We start from the raw sequence: 19,170 nt of genomic DNA on the forward strand, positions 1-19,170 counted from the left end.
TTGGCTGAAAGGGGGCGCTTGTCGCTTTTCTTCTCTGGGCAGGTTGAAATTTACCCCTGTCCACCAGGCGGACAGGGGTGGCGATATTTTACGGGTCGCGGCGCGATATATCCGGAAATGGTCCACTCGACGCTAGCACCCCTCCCTATCCATAGTGTTAAGCTTGGATGATCAAGCGGCACCGCCCTGCGGCGGAAGAATCGCAATTCCGGTTTTGCGTATGATGTTTTGCGCATCAGATTGTGGGAGGTGAACATGGGTTCGGATTGCGTGATCTACACCCGTCATCCCGCCGAAGGGGTGGCTGAAATCATCTTCAACCGCCCGGCGGTGATGAACGCCATGAATGTGGATATGGCGACCACCCTGGCCGATATGGCGATGGAAGCAGCCAGTGACCGGAATGTCCGCGTTCTGGTGCTGACCGGCCGGGGCACCAGCTTCATGTCCGGGGGCGATATCCATGCCTTTCACAAGATGCTGTCGGCCCCGGCGGCGGAACGGCGCGATTATTTCACCCGGCTGATGGACAATACCCATCGGGCGGTGACGGCCCTGCGCCGGATGGAAAAGCCGGTGATTGCCGGTATCCATGGCACGGCGGCCGGTCCCGGCTTCGGCATCGCGCTGGCCTGTGATCTGGTGGTGGCGTCTGACAAGGCTGTGTTCCAGATGGCTTATGGCCCGCTGGGGACGACGCCGGATGGCGGCTCCACCCATGCGCTGCCGCGTCTGGTCGGCTCCCGCCGGGCATCGGAACTGGCGCTGCTGGACCGGCGTCTGACGGCGCTGGAAGCGCTGGAACTGGGACTGGTCAACCGCGTCTGCCCGGCCCCGCGTCTGGCGGAGGAAACCCGGTGCACTGCCCGCCAACTGGCCTTCGGTGCGGCCACCGCGTCGGGCCGGACCAAGCGGCTGCTTTATCTATCGCTGGAACATAATTTTGAGCAGCAACTGGCGGCAGAACGGGACACGTTCCTGGCCGCCATCGACAGCGAGGAATTTGCCGAGGGCATCACCGCGTTTGTTGAACGCCGCCGGCCGCAATTCGGCCGCTGCGCCATGCAGGCCTGCGCCTGACCCGTAAAAAGCAAAGGCGCGGAATCGGTGATGGTTCCGCGCCTTATGGCTGCCTGCTGAGAAGCAGACTTATACAAATCTCCCTCAGGCGCCGGGCGGGCGCATCCGCGCCCTTGGCTACGCGCCACGTGGCGCGGGTCGGCGGTCGCCGACCTCCAATCCGCCAAGGGGCAAACCCTCGGCGGATTGGGTTACTTCTCCACAAACGCCTTTTCGATCACATAATCGCCGGGCGTATGGGCGCTGCCTTCCTTGAAGCCGCGCTCCTTCAGCAGTTCCACCGTCTCGGCCAGCACGGCCGGGCCGCCGCAGATCATCACCCGGTCAACTTCCGGGTCCAAGGGCGCGGCCTTGATATCTTCAAACAGCTTGTGATTCCGGATCAGGTCGGTGATGCGGCCCTGGTTGCGGAATTCCTCACGGGTGACCGTGGGATAGTAGGTGAGCTTTTCCTTGAGCTGTTCACCGAAGAACTCGTTCCCCGGCAGCTCATTGGTGATCAGGTCGTGATAGGCCAGCTCCCCCACCTCGCGGCAGGTGTGGGTCAGGATCAGCCGGTCATATTGTTCGTAGAGTTCCGGATCGCGGATCAGGCTCATGAACGGGGCGAGACCGGTGCCGGTGGAGAACATGTAAAGGTTCTTGCCCGGACGCAGGCTGCTGGTGACCAGCGTGCCGACCGACTTGCGGCCATAGATCACCGTGTCACCGACCTGGATATGCTGCAGGCGGCTGGTCAGCGGGCCGTTCGGCACCTTGATCGACAGGAACTCCAGATGTTCCTCATAATTCGGGCTGACGATGGAATAGGCGCGGGTCAGCGGCTTGCCATCGACCATCAGCCCGATCATCACGAAATGACCATTCTCGAACCGGAAGGCCGGGTCGCGCGTACAGGTGAAGCTGAACAGGGTATCCGTCCAATGGTGAACGGAAAGCACCTTGCCTTCGATGAACGCGCTCATGACGACTTCCTTAATCTTTCTGCGTCAGGATGGGTCCGGACAGAGTCCACCCAGCCCCTTGATGCGATGCACTACCAGCTAAAGTACATGAGCCCGGCGTTCAACCGTCTATTTCACATACAAACGTGCAGGGGGTGCATGGCTGCGATGTTGGGTGACGCAAAGCATATTGATGTTGATTTTCGTTCGCAACTATTAATCCTTGATTTTCCTAGGGAATGGGTGAGGATTATAAATCCTATATTTAACGTAGGAATAATGGAGAAATAATATTTCACCTCGACAATGGCGGTTCGGGGTTCCAAACCTCTAGTCATTCCGCAGTTGCGGGCGAATGGGAGCGACCGATGGCGTTGCGCGGTTTTCCGGTGACCCTGCCCTTGGAGGGGCAGAGGGTTTTGGTGGTAGGGGGAGGCGAGCTGGCGCTGCGCAAGGCGCGGCTGGTTGCCAAGTCCCTGTGCCACCTGACCATTGTCGCCGCTGACCCCCTGCCGGCATTGGAAGCGCTGGCAGCCTCTGTCCATCGCCGGGATTTCACACCATCCGATCTGCAGGACCATCGTCTGGTCTTTGCCGCCACTGATATCGAGGCGGTGGATATTTCGGTCGCCGAAGCAGCGCATGCAGCCGGCGTGCTGGTGAATGTGCCGGACAAGCCGCATCTGTGCAGTTTCATCATGCCGGCGATCATTGACCGGGAGCCGATCAGCGTCGCCATCAGCAGCGGCGGGGCCAGCCCTGTACTGGTCCGCCGCCTGCGGGAACGGCTGGAAGCGGCATTGGAGCCGCGCCTGGGCCTGTTCGCCCGGTTCCTGGATGGGTTCCGCGGGGCGGTGAAAGCCACCCGTGGCGACGAGACGGCGCGCCGCCGCTTCTGGGAAGCGGTGATTGACGGGCCGGTGGCCCGTTCCTTCCTGGGCGGGGATGAACGCGCGGCCCGCGACGGGCTGATGCTGGCGCTGAACGATCCCGATCATGGCCAGCAGGGCAGCGGCAGCGTCGCCCTGGTTGGTGCCGGGCCGGGTGATCCTGACCTGCTCACCCTTCGGGCACTGCGCGTACTGCAGAATGCCGATGTCGTGGTGCATGACAAGCTGGTGGACGAGCGGATCATGGATTATGTCCGCCGCGACGCCCGCCGCCATTATGTCGGCAAATCCAAGTCCCACCATACGATGAGCCAGGATGCCATCAACCGCCTGCTGGTGGCAGAAGCCCAGGCTGGCCACCGCGTGGTGCGGCTGAAAGGCGGCGACCCGTTCCTGTTTGGCCGGGGCGGTGAGGAACTGGAAGTCTTGCGGGCCGAAGGCATCCCGGTGGAAGTGGTGCCCGGCATCACGGCGGCGCTTGGTTGCGGCGCCTCCACCACCATTCCCGTCACCCATCGCGATCATGGCGCCGGGGTCACGTTCGTGACCGGTCATGGCAAGGATGGGGAGCCGGATCTGGATTGGGCGGCGCTGGCCCGGCTGGACCATACGCTGGTTTTCTATATGGGCCTGAGCGCTGCGGACAGCATCGCCCGCCGGCTGGTTGAAGCCGGGATGGCACCGGATATGCCGGCCGCCCTGGTGGAAAAGGGAACGCGGCCTGACCAGAAGCTGGTCACGGGCCCCCTTTCCGGTCTGGGTGATCTTGCCCGTGCCCATGGCATGGCCGGTCCCGCCATCATCATTATCGGTCATGTCGTCAGGCTGGCCGATCCCGCCCTTATCACCGAGCTTGTTCCGGCGCATCTGCGCGAAGCTGTCTGACGTCAGAAGAAGAAGGAAGGTCGCCTGGTATGTTGGTTAAAGCCAAAGGTCCGCAGCAATCCGTTACCGCCAACCGTCTGATTGACGGTGTGGGCGTGTGGCTGGGCGCGGGCAATCAGTGGGTGGAACGGGTCGCCGATGCCGCCATCTTCGAAGGTGAAGCCATCGCTGAAGCGCTGGCCTTCGCCAAGGAAGAGGAAAAGCGGCAGCTTGTTGTGGATGTCTATCCGCTGGATGTGGAAGCCACGCCTGAGGGCACCCGTCCGCTGCATATCCGCGAACGTATGAAGGCCATCGGCCCCAGCGTGCGCCGCGACCTGGGCAAGCAGGCCGCCGGCCCCACGCCCGCCCTTTGATCTCTGACCGGTAATTCAAGGCTCATACCCCCATGCCTGACACGACCGTGCCCAACGCGCATTCCAACCAGCCGGCTGACGCCCATGCCGGTGTTTACCGCTATGATGAATTCGACAAGACGTTCATCTTCGAGCGGGTGGAGCAGTTCCGCGCCCAGGTGGAACGCCGCCTCAAGGGCGAGATCACGGAGGAGGAGTTCAAGCCGATCCGGCTGATGAACGGGCTCTACCTTCAGCTTCATGCCTATATGCTGCGCGTCGCCGTGCCCTATGGCATGCTGGACAGCACCAAGATGCGCCGTCTGGCCCGCATCGCGCGGGTTTATGACAAGGGCTATGGCCATTTCACCACCCGGCAGAACATCCAGTTCAACTGGCCGGAACTGAAGGACATTCCCGCCATTCTGCATGAGCTGGCGGAAGTGGACATGCACGCCATCCAGACCAGTGGCAACTGCATCCGCAACGTCACCACCGACCAGTTCTGCGGGGCGGCGGCGGATGAACTGGTGGACCCGCGCGTCTATGCCGAAATCCTGCGGCAATGGTCCACGCTGCACCCGGAATTCACCTATCTGCCGCGTAAGTTCAAGATCGCCATTTCCGGCGCGCCGCATGACCGTGCGGCGGTGCAGATCCATGATGTGGGCCTGATCGCCAAGAAGAATGGGGCGGGTGAGGTTGGCTTTACCGTCTATGTCGGCGGCGGTCTGGGGCGTACCCCTTACCTTGGGACCAAGGCGCGGGACTTCGTGCCGGTGGCCGAGATCATCGGTTATCTGGAAGCGGTGCTGCGCACCTATAACCAGTTGGGCCGGCGCGATAATATCTATAAGGCGCGCATCAAGATCACCGTCAATGAGATGGGGCCGGAAAAGTTTATCGGCCTGATCGAAGAGGAATATGCCCGCCTGCCGCGGCAGAAATACTATATCGATCCCGCCATCGTGGAGGCGATTGAGCAGCATTTTGCCCCGCCGCCCTGGGAAAACCTGCCGGCTGTATCGGCGAAGTTCGAGGCGGCCAAGGCCGCCGATCCCGCCTTTGCCCGCTGGACCCGCAGCAACCTGAGCGCCCATCGCGCACCGGGCTATGCCATCGCCACCATCAGCGTGAAGCCCATCGGCGGTATCCCCGGCGATATCGAGGCCGAGCAGATGGAAGCGGTGGCTGATCTGGCCGAGCGCTACAGCTTTGGCGAGATGCGCGTCACCCACGAGCAGAATCTGGTTCTGGCCCATGTCAAACAGGATGATCTGTATGATCTCTGGCTGGCACTGGACAAGATCGGCCTTGGCACGGCCAATGCCGGCTTGATCTCCGACATCATCGCCTGCCCGGGGCTGGATTATTGCGCCTTGGCCAATACCCGCTCCATCCCCATCGCGCAGCAGATTTCCGAGCGCTTTGCCGATCTGGACCGCCAGCATGATCTGGGTGAGCTGAAGATCAAGATCAGCGGCTGCATTAATGCCTGCGGCCATCACCATGTCGGCCATATCGGCATTCTGGGCGTGGACAAGAAGGGCGAGGAATTTTTCCAGATCCTGCTGGGCGGCGATGCCACCCAGACCGCCGCCCTGGCGGAAATTGTCGGCCCCGGCTTCTCCTATGACGAGATCGTCAATGCCGTGGAAACCGTAGTGACCACCTTCGTTGGCCTGCGCCAGCCGGGCGAACGCTTTATCGACACTTTGGCCCGTACCGGCCACGCCCCGTTCAAGGAGGCCCTCTATGCCCGTGCTTGATCATGGTCGTGAGATCGAAGACCGCTGGACCGATCTGGCCGATGATGCGGCCCTGCCGGCCGAAGGCGGGGTCATCGTATCCCTGGAGCGTTGGCGGGCAGAGCGTGACGCGCTGATCGCCCGTGGACAGCCGGTTGGCGTGCGGTTGAAGTCCAACCAGCTTGCCACCGAACTGGTGGACGATCTGGCCCATCTGGGTGTGGTGGCGCTGGAATTCCCCAAATTCCGCGATGGCCGGGCCTTTTCCGCCGCGCGGGAGCTGCGGGAGCGGTTTGGCTATAAGGGCGAAATCCGCGCCTTCGGCCATATCATCCCCGACCAGTACCAGTTCCTGACCCGGCTGGGCGTGGATACGGTGGTGGTGCCGGCCGATCGTGTCGGCCCCGCCTGGGCCCATGCGCTGAATGAGATTTCCATCGCCTATCAGCCGGCTTTGCAGGATCACGGCACCGTCTCCTTGCTGCGCCGTCATGTGAAAGCGGAGATAAAGGGATGAGCGACAAGGCGCTGGCCGCGAAGGCGCGCGATCTGACCGCAGCCTATGGCCATCTGGAAGGCGAGGCACTGCTGCGCCCGCTGATCGAGGAGGTGTTCAAGGGCAAGCTGGCGCTGGTTTCCTCCTTCGGGACGGAATCGGCGGTGCTGCTGCACCAGATTGCGCAGATCGACCCGTCGCTGCCGGTGCTGTTCGTCAATACCCGCAAGCTGTTCGGGGAAACGCTGCGCTATCGCCGCACCCTGGAACAGCGGTTGGGCCTGACCGGCATCCGTGAATTGTCACCGACCCCGGAAGCAGAGACGGAACATGACAAGGATGGTCTGCTCTGGCGTACCAACAACACGGCCTGCTGCGATTTCCGCAAGGTGAAGGTGCTGGATGCGGGCCTGGCCCCGTTCGATGCCTGGATCACCGGGCGCAAGCGCTATCAGGCCACCACCCGCATCGAACTGCCTTTGTTTGAGGCGGCGGATGGAAGGATCAAGGTGAACCCGCTGGCCGGCTGGGGCCGGTCGGAATTGGAAGCCTACATGGACCGGTACGACCTGCCGCGGCATCCGCTGGAGGAGGATGGTTATCCTTCCATCGGCTGTATGCCCTGTACCGACCGGGTCGCCCCCGGTGAAGACATTCGAGCCGGCCGCTGGCGCGGTCAAGAAAAGACGGAATGCGGAATCCACCTGCCGCTTTCGCCGATTAACAGCTAAGGGGTGGGAGCCTCCAAATGAGCAGCCTCGACCAACAGCATCTCGACCATCTCGACCAACTGGAAGCCCAGAGCATCTATATCCTGCGCGAGGCGCGCGTGCGCCTGAAGCGGCTGGGTCTGCTCTGGTCGCTGGGCAAGGACAGCAATGTCCTGATCTGGCTGTGCCGCAAGGCCTTCTTAGGGGAGCTTCCCTTCCCGGTGGCGCACCTGGATACCGGCCTGGAATTCCCGGAATCGTACGAATTCCGTGACCGGTACACCAAGGAATGGGGCCTGAACCTGATCAAGGATGAGTGCCCGCCGATTGAGATGACGGACCCGACCCTGCCGCCCGGTACCCGTGTCGCCGCGCGCAAGTCGCTGGGTCTGGCCGCTGCGTTGGAAAAGTACCAGTTTGACGGGCTGATCACCGGCATCCGCCGCGATGAACAGGCCACCCGCGCCAAGGAACGCATTTTCAGCCCGCGCGGGCTGGATGGTTCCTGGCAGGCGGCCAATCAGCCGCCGGAATTCTGGGACCAGTTCACCATTGAACGGGCACCCGGCACCCATATGCGCGTGCATCCGCTGCTGGCCTGGACCGAGTTGGACGTTTGGCGCTACATCCAGCGGGAGGAAATCCCCCTGGTGCCGCTCTATTTCGCCAAGGATGGCAAGCGCTTCCGCTCCCTGGGCGAAATCGGCATCACCTTCCCGGTGGACAGCAACGCCAGCACCATCGAGGAAATCATCGAGGAGCTGGAGAATACCCGCACGCCCGAACGCGCCGGCCGGTCCATGGACCATGAGGCCGAAGACGCCTTCGAACGCCTGCGCACCACCGGTTATCTCTAAGCCTTCGCGGAAAAGAGCAAGATCATGGCACCCGCCGCTACCCTGGCCGCCCCGCGCGCCGAAGCCCCGGTCCTGGCCCCTCGCAAGGCTCAGGCCCCCTATCCGATCGTGATTGTCGGCCATGTCGACCATGGCAAATCCACCCTGATCGGTCGCCTGCTGCACGATACGGACAGCCTGCCGGAAGGCCGTCTGGCCGAATTGCAGAAGGTTTCCAGCCAGCGCGGGCTGGAACTGGAATGGTCGTTCCTGCTGGACGCTTTGCAGATCGAACGTGACCAGGGCATCACCCTGGACACCACGCGCATCTGGTTCAAGACGGCCAAGCGCCCCTATGTGATCATTGATGCGCCGGGCCACCGCGAATTCCTGCGCAACATGGTGACCGGCGCCTCGGGCGCTGATGCCGCCGTGCTGGTGACGGATGCCGAGCGCGGCGTGTCGGAACAGACCCGTCGCCATGCTTATCTGCTGTCGCTGCTGGGCGTCACCAAGGTGATCGTCGCCGTCAACAAGATGGACCTGATGGGCCATGCGGAGGCGGCGTGGCAGGCGGTGAAGGATGAGGTTTCAGCCTATCTCGCCAAGCTGGGGATGCAGCCGCTGTACGTCATCCCGCTGTCGGCGCGCCATGGCGACAATATCACCGCGCGCAGCCAGCAGATGGGCTGGTATCAGGGGCCGACCCTGTTGGAAGCGCTGGATCTGCTGACCCCGCCGGCGGGCCGGGCCGATGCCACCTTCCGCATGCCGATCCAGGACGTGTATCGTCGTGGTGATCGCCGCATGGCCGTCGGCCGGATCGAGACGGGCCGCATCCGCCTGGGCGACAAGGTGGAAATCGCCCCCACCGGCCAGCCGGCCACGGTGGCCAGCATCGATACCGGTCGCGGTGACGGCGAACAGTTCGCCCGCGCCGGCCAGTCCGCTGCCATCTCCTTCATTGAAGATGCGGCCCTGGCGCGTGGCCAGATCATTGCACCCGCCGGCCATATGCCGCATCTGGCGCTGGCGCTGCGGGTGCGCGCCTTCTGGCTGGACAGCGAGCCGCTGCTGGTCGGTTCCCGCCTGACCCTGCGCCTGACCACGGCGGAACATGCCGTGGTGGTGGAGAAGTTTGAACGCATCGTCGATGTGGAGAACCTCAACGATGCCGACACCCAGGAACTGGGCCAGGGCGGCATCGCGGAGATTGTGCTGCGCAGCGCCGCCCCCATCGCCTTCGATCCCCATACCGATCTGCCGATCACCGGTCGCGCCGGTCTGGCCCGTGGCACCCGCATCGTCGGTGGTGCCGTGGTGCTGGGGGCGGCGGAGAATGCCGCCAGCGTCAAGGGCCCGGTGACGGCGGTTGACAGCTCCGTTGATCGTGACGCGTTTGAGGCGCGCAACGGCCATCGTGGCGGTGTGCTGTGGCTGTCCGGCCTGTCCGGTGCCGGCAAGTCCACCCTGGCCATGGGCGCACAGCGTCGTCTGTTTGATGATGGCTGGCGCGTGCTTGTGCTGGATGGCGATAATCTGCGCAAGGGCCTGAACAAGGATCTGGGCTTCAGCCCCGCCGAACGGCTGGAAAATGTCCGCCGCGTGGCCGAGGTGGCCAAGCTGATGGCGGAAAATGGCAGCGTCGTGCTGGTCAGCCTGATCTCCCCCACCGCGGAGCTGCGGGAGTTGGCGCGGTCCATCGTGGGTGACGGGTTCCATGAAGTGTGGGTGAAGGCCGACGTCAATACCTGCGCCAAGCGCGACCCCAAGGGCCTGTACGCCGCCGCCCGCGACGGCAAGATCGCCCAGTTCACTGGCGTGTCCGCCCCGTTTGAAGCCCCCGCCAGCCCCGATCTGGTGCTGGATACCGGGGAATTCGACGTGGCGACCACGACCGAACTGCTGATCGCCCATATCCGCCGCAACCTGGCCCTGGACCAGGCCGACGGGCATGCCGTCGGCATCTGATCGGGCCCGAACCCTAATGTTGATGGAAAACCATCAACATTAGGGTCAAGTTTGATTGACAAATATCCATTCCCTGGCGCAACCCTTACTGCAACGGGGTAGACGAGCCCAGGGGGTGGATATGGATGGCGAATTGCTGAAAGCCTATCGGCGCAAGCGCGACCTGTCGCAGGAAGCCTTTGCCGATATGCTGAACCAGAAATTGGGCCGGTCTTATGACAAGGCCAAGGTCAGCCGGTGGGAGAATGGCAAGGAAGCCGTGCCCGAGCCGGTGGCCATCTTCATGCGGCGCGGCACCCGCACGCGCGCCCGCATCATCGCCACTGCCAACCAGAAGGGCGGGCAGACCAAAAGCTCCACGGCGCTGAACCTCGCCCATGCCTTCGCCATGATGGGCAAGCGGGTGTTGCTGGTCGATGCCGATCCGCAGGCTTCCGTCAGTCTGGCGGCGGGGGTTGACCTGGAAGCCTGCATGGCGGCGGGCAAGGTGCTGGGCGCGGTGCTGGAAGAAAAACTGACCTTGCGCGAGATCATCGTGCAGGCCAACGGGATTGATGTGGTGCCCAGCGATATCACGCTGGCGGAATTTGAGGTTGCGGCCCTGTCCAAGCCGGGGCCGGAAAAGCGGCTGGCCCGCGCGCTGTCTGACGTCCGTCAGGATTATGATGAAATCATCATTGATACGCCGCCCCATCTGGGCGTGCTGACGCGCAACGCCCTGGTGGCGGCCACCGATGTGCTGATCCCGGTGGTGCCGGTGCCGCTGGATGTGCCGGGCGTGCCGCTGCTGCTGCGCACGATTGAGCAGATCCGTATCTATGAAAATCCGGAACTGAACATATTGGGCATCCTGCCCAACCGGTTTGAGGCGAAGATGCTGGTGCAGCAGGCCACCTTGCAGCAGCTTCTGTCCACCTATGCCGGGACGATCCGCGTGTTTGAGCCGATCCGCAAAACCACGGCGATGGATCAGGCCATCTATAATGGTGTCATCGCCGTGCGGGCACTGCCCAAGGACAGTCCGGCGGTTCAAGGTTATCTGCGTTTGGCGGAGGAGATCGGCCATGAAGCTTAAAGCCAACCCGAAAAACCCGCTCTCCCAGGCGGTGAAGATGGCGGCCCCGACCCTGACCGCCCAGGGGGCGAGCGGCCATTTTCAGCGCAGCCCGGATTTCCGCCAGATGTTCGAGGTGGACCTCGACCGCGTTCATCCGCGCCCCGACCAGCCCCGCCGCCATTTTGATGATGGGGAATTGCAGGCGCTGGCCGCCTCCATCATCGCGCGCGGCGTGTTGCAGCCCATCCTGGTGCGCAAGCGGGATGGCGACGTGGAGGAGGGGCATTATGAACTGATCGCCGGGGAACGCCGCTGGCGGGCCAGCCGGCTGGCGGGCCGCGACCGTATCCGCGCCCTGGTGGTGGATGGCGACCCGGCGGAAATCGCCCTGATCGAGAATATCCAGCGCGTTGACCTGACCTCGCTGGAAGAAGCGCGGGCGATGCAGGCGCTGATGCAATCCCATGGTTACAGCCAGGGACAGGTGGCGGACCTGCTGGGCCGCAGCCGGGTGCGGGTGAATGAGACGCTGCGCATCCTGACCCTGCCGGCCGATATGCTGGCGGCCCTGGAAGGGACGGAAAGCCTGCCCCGCACCCTGCTGTTGCAGATCGCGCGGGAGGAAGACCCCGCCTTGCAGCGCCGCCTGTGGGATCAGGCCCGCGCCGGTGCTGGGGAAAAGGCCCTGCGCGCCGCCCGACCCAACCGGGATGGTTCGCCCAATCGCAGTGAACAAGCCCAGGTCCGCGATTATCTGACGCGGTTGACCAAGGTCAGCCAGTCGCTGCCGCCGGTCGGGTCGCTGCGCGCCGCCCTGTCCGATGCCCATCGCGACCGGCTGCGGGAATTGCGCGACCATCTGAACGCCCTTTTGGGGGATTGATCAGGCCGAAGGGGGAAGTGGCTCTTTGCCCGCCCCCGTAGCGCTCCCCATATCCTGCGCTGGTGAATGCCATGGAAGGAGAAGGGGTTGATGCTGTCCCGTCGATCCGTCACCGCGTCGCTGCTGGCTGGAATGGCTTTGTCCCGGCCAGCGCGCGCGCAGGTGCAGGCCGGTGATGTGGCGGATGTACGGGCGGCCATTGCCGGCCTGTCGCAACTGCACACGCTGCTGATCCAGCAGGGCGATGATGTGGTCTTTGCCGCGTCCCCGCGTGGTGCGGGGCCGGACCGGGCTGCCAACATCAAATCCTGTTCCAAAAGCGTGCTGGCTTTGGTGCTGGGCGGCGTGATCGGCGAGGGCAAGGTTACGCTCGATAGCCGGTTGGGCGATATCGCCCCCCGCCTGATCCCGGCGGATGCCACAAAGGGTGTGGCCGATGTGACGATGGCCGATCTTGTCACCCTGCGGGCCGGTCTGGCCGGCACATCAGGGCCGGATTACGGCGCCTGGGTGGGGTCCGGCAACTGGGTGGCCCATGCCCTGCGCCGGCCCATGGTGGACCAACCCGGCGGGCGGATGATCTATTCCACCGGCACCACCCATGTGCTGGGGGCAGCATTAGCGGTGGCGACGGGGGATAGCCTGCTGGCCCTGGCCCGGCGCCATCTGGGCGGCCCGCTGGATATCGACATTCCCGCCTGGACCCGCGATCCGCAGGGCTATTATCTGGGCGGGAACGAGATGGCGATGACGCCGCGCGCCATGCTGCGCATCGCGATGCTGATGCGTGACCAGGGCCGTTATGGTGGTCGGCAGGTGATGGATGCCGACTGGGTCAAGGCATCGCTGGTGCCCCGCACCATCTCCCCCTATTCCGGCCTGCACTATGGCTATGGCTGGTTCCTCAGCGATAGCGGCTATGTCATCGCGCGCGGCTATGGCGGGCAGGTGATCGCCGCCCATCCGCAACGGGGGCTGGCGGTGGCGATCACGTCCGATCCCCGCCAGCCGGCTTATTCGCACGGCTATTTCGGCGATCTGATGCGTTTGCTGGAGGGGCCGATCCTGGCCCTGGGGACGGCACCGGCATAAGGGCCAGATGCGCTAACAAACTGCGGGCCGGTGGTGAAAGGTCCGGCAGATTGCGGACACAGAGCGAAAGCTGGCGGCTGGTCCAGCCATCGGACAGGCGGCGCAGCGCCAGCCGGTGCCCCCGTGCCTGCCGGCGGGCGGATTGTTCGGGCAGGATGGCGATGCCGACCCCGGCGGCTACCATGCGGCGGATGCCATCGAAACCGCGCATTACGGTGCGCACCCGCAGCCGTGCGCCCAGACGGTGTGCCTGGAACTGAAGGTGATCCTGCAAGGCCCCGCCGGACAGGCCGACAAAGGGTTCGTGCAGCAGATCGGCGAAGGCGACGCGCCGCTGCCCCGCCAGCGGGTGGTCGGGCGGCAGCAGCAGGACCAGACGATCCGTCGCAAAGGGAAACAGCGTCAGATCACCGCAATCCACCGCATCGGACAGGATGCCGATTTCCACCAGCCCGGCGGCAACGGCACGGGCGATTTCGCTGCTCTGCCGTTCCTTCAGGTCCAGGTCGACCCTGGGATTGGCAGCCAGCCAGGGGGCCAGCCGGTCAGGCAGAAATTCCGTCAGCGCGGCGGTGTTGGCGGCAAGGCGGATGGTCGCGCGTAAACCCTGCGCGTGCTCGCCCAATTCCCCCTGCATCCGGGCCATCTGGCGCAGGATCAGCCGGGCATGGTGGGCCAGCGCTTCCCCCGCTGCTGTTGCCATCACCCCGCGCCGACCGCGTTCCAGCAGGGTAACGGCGCCCAACCGCTCCATATCGCGCAGCCTTTCACTGGCGGCGGGCAGGGACAGGCCGGCCTGGGCGGCGCCATGGGTGATGCTGCCGGCATCCAGTACGGCCAGGAACAGGCGAAGGTCGGTCAGATCAAAGCGCATGGGCGATGATAGCGCGGGTTCAGCCTCTGGGCCAGCCGAAGCCAGCCTGCGGATCATCCGCATTGTGTCGGCACCTGCCAAGATGGATGGATAGGGGATGATGAATGACAATCCGATCCTCACCCTTCTGATCATCACCGCCACCTTCCTGGCCGCCGGCATCGTCAAGGGGGTGACTGGCATGGGCCTGCCCACCCTGGCCATGGGTGTGCTGGGGGCGCTGTTGTCGCCGCTGGCGGCGGCGGGCCTGCTGCTGGTGCCGTCCTTTGTCACCAATGTCTGGCAGTTGCTGGCGGGACCGCGTTTTGCCGGGCTGGTGCGAAGGCTGTGGGCTATGATGCTGGCGATCCTGCTGGGCACGCTGATCGGTACGGCCTTCCTGGCGCAGGGGCGTGGCGATGTCTCCACCCTGGCATTGGGTGCCTTGTTGATCGCCTATGCCGCTTACACGCTTCTGGGTCGGCCCCTGCGGGTGCCAAGCGGGATGGAGCCGGTTCTGTCCCCCCTGGTCGGGCTGGTGACGGGATTGTTGGCCGGGGCCACGGGTGTGTTTGTCATCCCCGCCGTGCCTTATCTTCAGGCTTTGGGCTTGGAGAAGGATGATCTGGTGCAGGCCCTGGGTCTGTCCTTCACCGTCTCCACCCTGGCATTGGCGGCGGGACTTGGCCTGCATGGGGCATTTCCGGCCAGTGATTTGCTCCTGTCGGGTCTGGCGGTGCTACCGGCATTGGCGGGTATGGCCTTGGGCCAACTTATCCGCCGCCGGATCAGCCCGGCCCGGTTCCGCCGCTGGTTCCTGGTTTGCCTGTTGCTGCTGGGGGCGGAAATGCTGTCCCGTTCCCTTTGGTGACGGGAACAGGCGGCGTGGTTATGCCGCCAGAAGGGCGATTGCCGGTTTTTCCATTCCCCAAGGGCCTGCTGCGGACGCAAGAGAGACAACACTAATTCCGCCCCAAGCCCTAGCCTGAAAACAATCAGGCGGGGTGGCGCAGAAAGATGCCCCGATCGTCATTGGAGGGCATGGTTTTGCGATCTTGTGGGGCATCCGTCGCCGGCTTGTCCGATCTTGGCACCTATACGGACTGGTCCGTTGCCGCGATCCGCCGGTTGCGGGGGCGGGCCGATGCGGTGGCCCTGTTCGACAGTTCCATTGCCGAGCCGACGCGGCTTTTGTCCGGCCTGCTGGAAGGTGGGCTGGAAGGGCCGCTGGGCAGCAGCTTCGTTTCCGTCTTCGGGTCGGGCAACCCGCTGCTGATTGAAGCGCTGGCCGCCCGTTATCGCTTGTCCCCGGACATGCTGCTGACGACGACCGGTGCCATCAATGGGCTGGAACTGCTGCTGAATGTGCTGGTGGCGCCGGGCCAGACGGTACTGGTGGAACGGCCTTGCTTCGACGTGCTGCCAATCCTGGCGGCCAAGGCCGGGGCGGAGATCCGTTTTGTCGAACGGGTCTATCCTGATTATGACCTCGATCTGGCGGAACTGGAGCAGGGCTTTGCCGCCGGCGCCCGGCTGTTGCTGCTGACCAACCTGCACAACCCTTCCGGCCATCTGCTGCCGGATGCGCGGCTGCGTCAGATTGCCGATCTGGCTGCCCGCTATCAGGCTACCGTCATTATTGACGAGGTCTATCGCGGTTTTGCCGATCCCCAGGCCTGTGCGGCGACGCTGGCGCCCAACATCGTCACCGTCAACAGCCTGACCAAGATTTACGGCCTGTTTGGCCTGAAATGCGGTTGGATCGCGGGCAACCCCGCGCTTGTGGAGCAGGTGCGCCGCCACCATGCCCATCGTGACCCCGGGGTGGCCAAGCTGACCCATGCGGTCGCCGCCTTGATCCTGCAGAATAGCGGGGATTTTGATGCCCATTGGCAGGCCATCCTGGCCCGCACCCGCCCCGTGCTGCTGTCCCATGTGGAAGCGATGCGTGCGGATGGGTTGATGGAGGGCGATGTCCCGCCGGAAGGCTGCATCTATTTCCCCCGTCTGACCGCACCGCTGAGCGGGACGCGGCTGGTGGAACGGCTGTGGCAGGCGGAAGCTGTGCTGGCCGTACCGGGCGCGCTGTTTGGCGATGAGCGCCATCTGCGTATCGGCTTCGGGGCGGATCCGGTGGCGTTGGCGCGCGGGCTGATGCGGCTGCATATGGTGCTGCGCCAGGAACGATCCTGACCCACCCTGCCATGTGGGACGCATAAAATTTCCGCCGGGGCCCCCGTCCCGGCATCAAAACGAACCAACGGGGCCGGAAGCGGGCGCAAAGAAACCGTAAAATTTCTCCGGCCCCATGACAGCCTTACGGGAATGGAATCCTGACCGGCAAAAGCCGGCGCCGAGGCTTTTGCACAAAAGCAGGAAGAGCTTGTGAAGGGGGACTTGAGGATGATGAAGCGTACCTATCGTTTGGCCTTGATGGCCGGCATATCAACCTTGGCGCTGAACGGCGCCGCATCGGTTGGCGCCTTGGCGCAGGCCAATGACGAGGTTGTGGAACTGGAAGCCATTGTCGTTACCGGTTCGCGTCTGGCGCGTCCGGAACTGACGACATCGCAGCCGGTGGTGACCCTGGATGGTGCCATCCTGGACCAGCGCGGTTTCCAGAATGTGGCGGAAGCCATCAATGAAATGCCGGCTATCGGTATTTCCGACACGCCGCGCGGCGATCAGGGCGATAACAGCGTCGGTCGCAACTATATCAACATGTTCAACCTGGGTTCCCAGCGCACGCTGACCCTGGTGAACGGGCGGCGCTTCGTCTCCTCCAACCCGCTTTCCACCAGCGCCGCCTCTCCGGGCGCGCAGGTGGACCTGAACAATATCCCCGCCGCGATGATCCAGCGGATCGAGACGGTGCAGGCAACCGGTGCCTCCGTCTATGGTTCCGACGCCATTGCCGGCGTGGTCAACCTGATCCTCAAGGACAATTTCGAGGGTCTGGATGTGGACGCCCAGTATGGCGTCACCGGTCGGGGCGACCGCCAGACCTACCGGGTCAGCGCCATCGGCGGCAGCAACTTTGCCAATGGTCGCGGCAACCTGACCGTCGCTTTTGAGCGGTCGGAGGAAAAGGGGCTGGTCTATAATGATCGCCCGTCGACCCGGCGTGGTATTGCCACGGCTTCCAATCCGGCCAATACCGGCCCCAGTGACGGCATTCCGGCATCCATCACCATCGAAGATCACCGTCTCAGCGAGTTCAACCGCAATGGCGTGATTTTCACGGCACCGGCACCGCTGCCGCGTTTCGGCCTGACCATTCCCGATCCGGCCAATCCCGGCCAGATGGTGCGCGCCCAGTTCGACGGCGCCGGCAATATCGTTCCCTACAATACAGGCACTTACTATGCGCCGGCCTTCGCCTCGGGCGGGGACGGTTATGCCATCCGCAATGTGACCTCGCTGATCTCCCCGGTGGAGCGCAACGTCCTTTACGCCAATGGTCATTATGACCTGACGGAGCGGGTGAAGCTGAGCTTTGAAGGTTCGGCCGCCTGGGTTGATGCGACGGAACCGGCCAACCAGGGTGAGTTCAACACCACCTTGCAGACCGGCTCTTCCGCGGCCCTGCTGGTGACGACGGAAAATGCCTTCCTGACCAATCAGGCACGCAGCGTACTGGCGGCGGCCGGTCGTAACAGCTTCTTCCTGTCGCGCGCGCTGGATGATGTGCTGCCCGATGATGCCCAGACGGTTTCCAAGACCCGCACCCAGCGCGCGGTTGTCGGGCTGGATGGCACGTTCGATGTTGGCGACCGGGAATTCTTCTGGAATGCCAGCGGCGTCTATGGTCATACCGGCGGCCATTACAGCACGGTGAAGGTGAACCAGACCCGTTTCGCCAACGCGGTTGATGCCGTGCGCGACGGTTCCGGCAACATCGTTTGCCGGGTGACGCGCGCCAATCCGGGTTCCACCAACCCCGACATCGCTGGCTGTAAGCCGCTGAACCTGTTCGGCTATGGTGCGCCCAGCGATGAGGCGCGCGATTATGTGAACACGATCTTCCGCCAGGATTACGATCTGGATCAGGCCGTGGGCACGCTGAATGTCGGCGGCGACCTGTTCTCCCTGCCGGGCGGTGCGGTTCGCGCGGCGATCGGGTTCGAGCATCGTTACGAGAAGTCCGACTTCCGCCCCAACGAGGCATCGCTGCTGGGTGTAGGCCGTGACGTGCCGGTGATCCCGGCCAAGGGTTCCTACAACACGGATGAATTCTATGGCGAGCTGCTGGTCCCTGTGGTCAGCCGCGACATGGAAATCCCGCTGGTCCGCAGCTTCGAGGTTGAAGGCTCCGTCCGTTATGTCGATCACTCGCTGACCGGCAAGGACAATGCCTGGAATATCGGTGAGCGCTGGCAGGTCACGTCCGATCTGATGGTCCGCGGCTCCAACAGCCGTACCTTCCGTTCGCCCTCGCTGCTGGAACTGTTCCTGCCGCGCTCCACCATCAGCGCGTCGGGCCTGGACCCGTGCGACAGCCGCTATGTCAATGGTGGCAACAACCCGTCCGCCCGTGGCGCCAACTGCGCCGCGCTCTATCAGCAGATCGGTCTGGCCAGCGGGCAGAGTTTCACCTCGCTGATCTCCAACGTGCCGCGCGCCGTGACCAATGGTGGCGATCCGGAACTGAAGCCGGAAGTGGCCGATAGCTGGACCGTCGGCACCGTCATCACGCCGGGCTTTGTGCCCAATCTGACGCTGACGGCTGACTGGGTGGATATCAAGATCAAGGACGCCATCACGACCTTCGATCTGGATGCCATCTTCTCCACCTGCTATGACGCGCCCAACCCGGATTCGCTGATCTGCGGTCGCATCACCCGCGATGCCACGGGCCAGGTGGTGGATGCGCAGTTGGGTTACGTCAATGCCGGCTTCACCAATTTCGAAGCACTGACCCTGACGGGCGATTACTTCTTCGATCTGGAAGATGTCGGCGTGGAGGCCATTCCCGGCACGATCCGTCTGAACGCCATGGTCCAGTACACCAACAAGCTGGAAACCTCGGTGTCCGGTCTGGGCTATGACCTGGATGTGGAGAATGGGGAATATACCAACCCCAAATGGAAGGGCCGCTTCAGCGTTGGTTACGATAATGGTGATCTCAGCCTGGTCTGGACCACCAACTATCTCAGCAGCGCGGTCAACAATGTGACCTACACCTACGAGGATCGCGACATCCTGGGCGTGGGCCGCTATTTCCGCCATGACGTGTCGGGCAGCTACCGGATCAACGAGATGGTGTCGCTGCGCGCAGGTATCAACAACGTGTTTGATACGAACCCGCCTTATCCCATCGCCTATCAGGGCCTGTATGATGTGGTGGGCCGCAGCTTCTTCTTCGGCGCCAAGGTCAGCATGTGGTGATG

The 19,170-nt window shown here is 63.6% G+C and carries 16 protein-coding genes; 14 read left to right on the top strand and 2 right to left on the bottom strand.

Features of this window, described 5'->3' with window-relative positions:
• Window positions 1-255 precede the first annotated feature (255 nt).
• Window positions 256-1,080: an enoyl-CoA hydratase/isomerase family protein gene (locus G473_RS0108420; protein WP_029012738.1), complete on the top strand. Its 825-nt coding sequence runs from the start codon at window positions 256-258 to the stop codon at window positions 1,078-1,080.
• Between the two features lie 191 nt (window positions 1,081-1,271).
• Here the strand turns inward: G473_RS0108420 and G473_RS0108425 are convergent, their stop codons facing one another.
• Window positions 1,272-2,045 (bottom strand): ferredoxin--NADP reductase, encoded by a 774-nt coding sequence (locus tag G473_RS0108425; protein WP_029012739.1) that lies wholly within the window; start codon window positions 2,043-2,045, stop codon window positions 1,272-1,274.
• Between the two features lie 347 nt (window positions 2,046-2,392).
• On the opposite strand from G473_RS0108425, the gene cysG reads away from it, so the two are divergent.
• From cysG to G473_RS0108480, 10 genes are all read left to right on the top strand, one after another.
• Window positions 2,393-3,799 (top strand): siroheme synthase CysG, encoded by a 1,407-nt coding sequence (cysG, locus tag G473_RS25850; protein ID WP_035706061.1) that lies wholly within the window; start codon window positions 2,393-2,395, stop codon window positions 3,797-3,799.
• Between the two features lie 29 nt (window positions 3,800-3,828).
• The gene (locus G473_RS0108440; protein ID WP_029012741.1) at window positions 3,829-4,155 is read left to right on the top strand and encodes a DUF2849 domain-containing protein; all 327 of its coding nucleotides are present in this window, start codon (window positions 3,829-3,831) and stop codon (window positions 4,153-4,155) included.
• Window positions 4,156-4,187: 32 nt separating this feature from the next.
• Window positions 4,188-5,903 carry a nitrite/sulfite reductase gene (locus G473_RS0108445; RefSeq protein ID WP_051330037.1) on the top strand — a complete coding sequence of 572 codons (1,716 nt, stop codon included), beginning with the start codon at window positions 4,188-4,190 and terminating at the stop codon, window positions 5,901-5,903.
• Window positions 5,890-6,399, top strand: a complete 510-nt coding sequence (locus G473_RS0108450) for a DUF934 domain-containing protein (protein ID WP_029012743.1) — start codon at window positions 5,890-5,892, stop codon at window positions 6,397-6,399. Before G473_RS0108445 ends, G473_RS0108450 begins: the two co-directional genes overlap by 14 nt.
• The gene (locus G473_RS25855) at window positions 6,396-7,109 is read left to right on the top strand and encodes a phosphoadenylyl-sulfate reductase (RefSeq protein ID WP_035706064.1); all 714 of its coding nucleotides are present in this window, start codon (window positions 6,396-6,398) and stop codon (window positions 7,107-7,109) included. The genes G473_RS0108450 and G473_RS25855 overlap by 4 nt, the downstream gene beginning before the upstream one ends.
• Window positions 7,110-7,126: 17 nt before the next feature.
• Entirely contained in the window at window positions 7,127-7,945 is an 819-nt protein-coding gene (gene cysD / locus G473_RS0108460) for a sulfate adenylyltransferase subunit CysD (RefSeq protein ID WP_029012744.1), read from the top strand.
• 24 nt (window positions 7,946-7,969) lie between these two features.
• On the top strand, window positions 7,970-9,895 hold the full coding sequence (cysC, locus tag G473_RS25860; RefSeq protein ID WP_035706067.1) for an adenylyl-sulfate kinase: 1,926 nt from the start codon (window positions 7,970-7,972) through the stop codon (window positions 9,893-9,895).
• Window positions 9,896-10,016: 121 nt separating this feature from the next.
• Window positions 10,017-10,970 (top strand): AAA family ATPase, encoded by a 954-nt coding sequence (locus G473_RS25865; RefSeq protein WP_051330038.1) that lies wholly within the window; start codon window positions 10,017-10,019, stop codon window positions 10,968-10,970.
• On the top strand, window positions 10,960-11,835 hold the full coding sequence (locus tag G473_RS25870) for a ParB/RepB/Spo0J family partition protein (RefSeq protein ID WP_051330039.1): 876 nt from the start codon (window positions 10,960-10,962) through the stop codon (window positions 11,833-11,835). The genes G473_RS25865 and G473_RS25870 overlap by 11 nt, the downstream gene beginning before the upstream one ends.
• A 90-nt stretch (window positions 11,836-11,925) precedes the next feature.
• Window positions 11,926-12,927, top strand: a complete 1,002-nt coding sequence (locus G473_RS0108480; RefSeq protein WP_161630959.1) for a serine hydrolase domain-containing protein — start codon at window positions 11,926-11,928, stop codon at window positions 12,925-12,927.
• On the opposite strand, the gene G473_RS29860 is transcribed toward G473_RS0108480, so the two are convergent.
• Entirely contained in the window at window positions 12,824-13,801 is a 978-nt protein-coding gene (locus G473_RS29860; protein WP_084437786.1) for a LysR family transcriptional regulator, read from the bottom strand. The genes G473_RS0108480 and G473_RS29860 overlap by 104 nt on opposite strands.
• 97 nt (window positions 13,802-13,898) lie before the next feature.
• Here G473_RS29860 and G473_RS0108500 point away from each other — a divergent pair, with 97 nt between their 5' ends.
• The 3 genes from G473_RS0108500 (at window position 13,899) to G473_RS0108510 (ending at window position 19,168) form a co-directional block, all read left to right on the top strand.
• A complete protein-coding gene (locus G473_RS0108500; RefSeq protein WP_245580013.1) occupies window positions 13,899-14,651 on the top strand; it encodes a sulfite exporter TauE/SafE family protein in 753 nt (250 codons plus the stop codon).
• A 170-nt stretch (window positions 14,652-14,821) separates the two neighbouring features.
• Window positions 14,822-15,973 (top strand): pyridoxal phosphate-dependent aminotransferase, encoded by a 1,152-nt coding sequence (locus tag G473_RS25875; protein WP_051330040.1) that lies wholly within the window; start codon window positions 14,822-14,824, stop codon window positions 15,971-15,973.
• A gap of 210 nt (window positions 15,974-16,183) precedes the next feature.
• The gene (locus G473_RS0108510; protein WP_029012749.1) at window positions 16,184-19,168 is read left to right on the top strand and encodes a TonB-dependent receptor domain-containing protein; all 2,985 of its coding nucleotides are present in this window, start codon (window positions 16,184-16,186) and stop codon (window positions 19,166-19,168) included.
• Window positions 19,169-19,170: the final 2 nt, after the last annotated feature.

Origin of the sequence: Niveispirillum irakense DSM 11586, from assembly GCF_000429645.1 — a bacterium.
Lineage (GTDB): Bacteria > Pseudomonadota > Alphaproteobacteria > Azospirillales > Azospirillaceae > Niveispirillum > Niveispirillum irakense.

Excerpts from the sequence above, each read along its gene's own strand:
- G473_RS0108420 (WP_029012738.1), top strand. The coding sequence starts at position 256 with ATGGGTTCGGATTGCGTGATCTACACCCGTCATCCCGCCGAAGGGGTG.
- G473_RS0108425 (WP_029012739.1), bottom strand. The coding sequence starts at position 2,045 with ATGAGCGCGTTCATCGAAGGCAAGGTGCTTTCCGTTCACCATTGGACG.
- cysG (WP_035706061.1), top strand. The coding sequence starts at position 2,393 with ATGGCGTTGCGCGGTTTTCCGGTGACCCTGCCCTTGGAGGGGCAGAGG.
- G473_RS0108440 (WP_029012741.1), top strand. The coding sequence starts at position 3,829 with ATGTTGGTTAAAGCCAAAGGTCCGCAGCAATCCGTTACCGCCAACCGT.
- G473_RS0108445 (WP_051330037.1), top strand. The coding sequence starts at position 4,188 with ATGCCTGACACGACCGTGCCCAACGCGCATTCCAACCAGCCGGCTGAC.
- G473_RS0108450 (WP_029012743.1), top strand. The coding sequence starts at position 5,890 with ATGCCCGTGCTTGATCATGGTCGTGAGATCGAAGACCGCTGGACCGAT.
- G473_RS25855 (WP_035706064.1), top strand. The coding sequence starts at position 6,396 with ATGAGCGACAAGGCGCTGGCCGCGAAGGCGCGCGATCTGACCGCAGCC.
- cysD (WP_029012744.1), top strand. The coding sequence starts at position 7,127 with ATGAGCAGCCTCGACCAACAGCATCTCGACCATCTCGACCAACTGGAA.
- cysC (WP_035706067.1), top strand. The coding sequence starts at position 7,970 with ATGGCACCCGCCGCTACCCTGGCCGCCCCGCGCGCCGAAGCCCCGGTC.
- G473_RS25865 (WP_051330038.1), top strand. The coding sequence starts at position 10,017 with ATGGATGGCGAATTGCTGAAAGCCTATCGGCGCAAGCGCGACCTGTCG.
- G473_RS25870 (WP_051330039.1), top strand. The coding sequence starts at position 10,960 with ATGAAGCTTAAAGCCAACCCGAAAAACCCGCTCTCCCAGGCGGTGAAG.
- G473_RS0108480 (WP_161630959.1), top strand. The coding sequence starts at position 11,926 with ATGCTGTCCCGTCGATCCGTCACCGCGTCGCTGCTGGCTGGAATGGCT.
- G473_RS29860 (WP_084437786.1), bottom strand. The coding sequence starts at position 13,801 with ATGCGCTTTGATCTGACCGACCTTCGCCTGTTCCTGGCCGTACTGGAT.
- G473_RS0108500 (WP_245580013.1), top strand. The coding sequence starts at position 13,899 with ATGATGAATGACAATCCGATCCTCACCCTTCTGATCATCACCGCCACC.
- G473_RS25875 (WP_051330040.1), top strand. The coding sequence starts at position 14,822 with ATGGTTTTGCGATCTTGTGGGGCATCCGTCGCCGGCTTGTCCGATCTT.
- G473_RS0108510 (WP_029012749.1), top strand. The coding sequence starts at position 16,184 with ATGATGAAGCGTACCTATCGTTTGGCCTTGATGGCCGGCATATCAACC.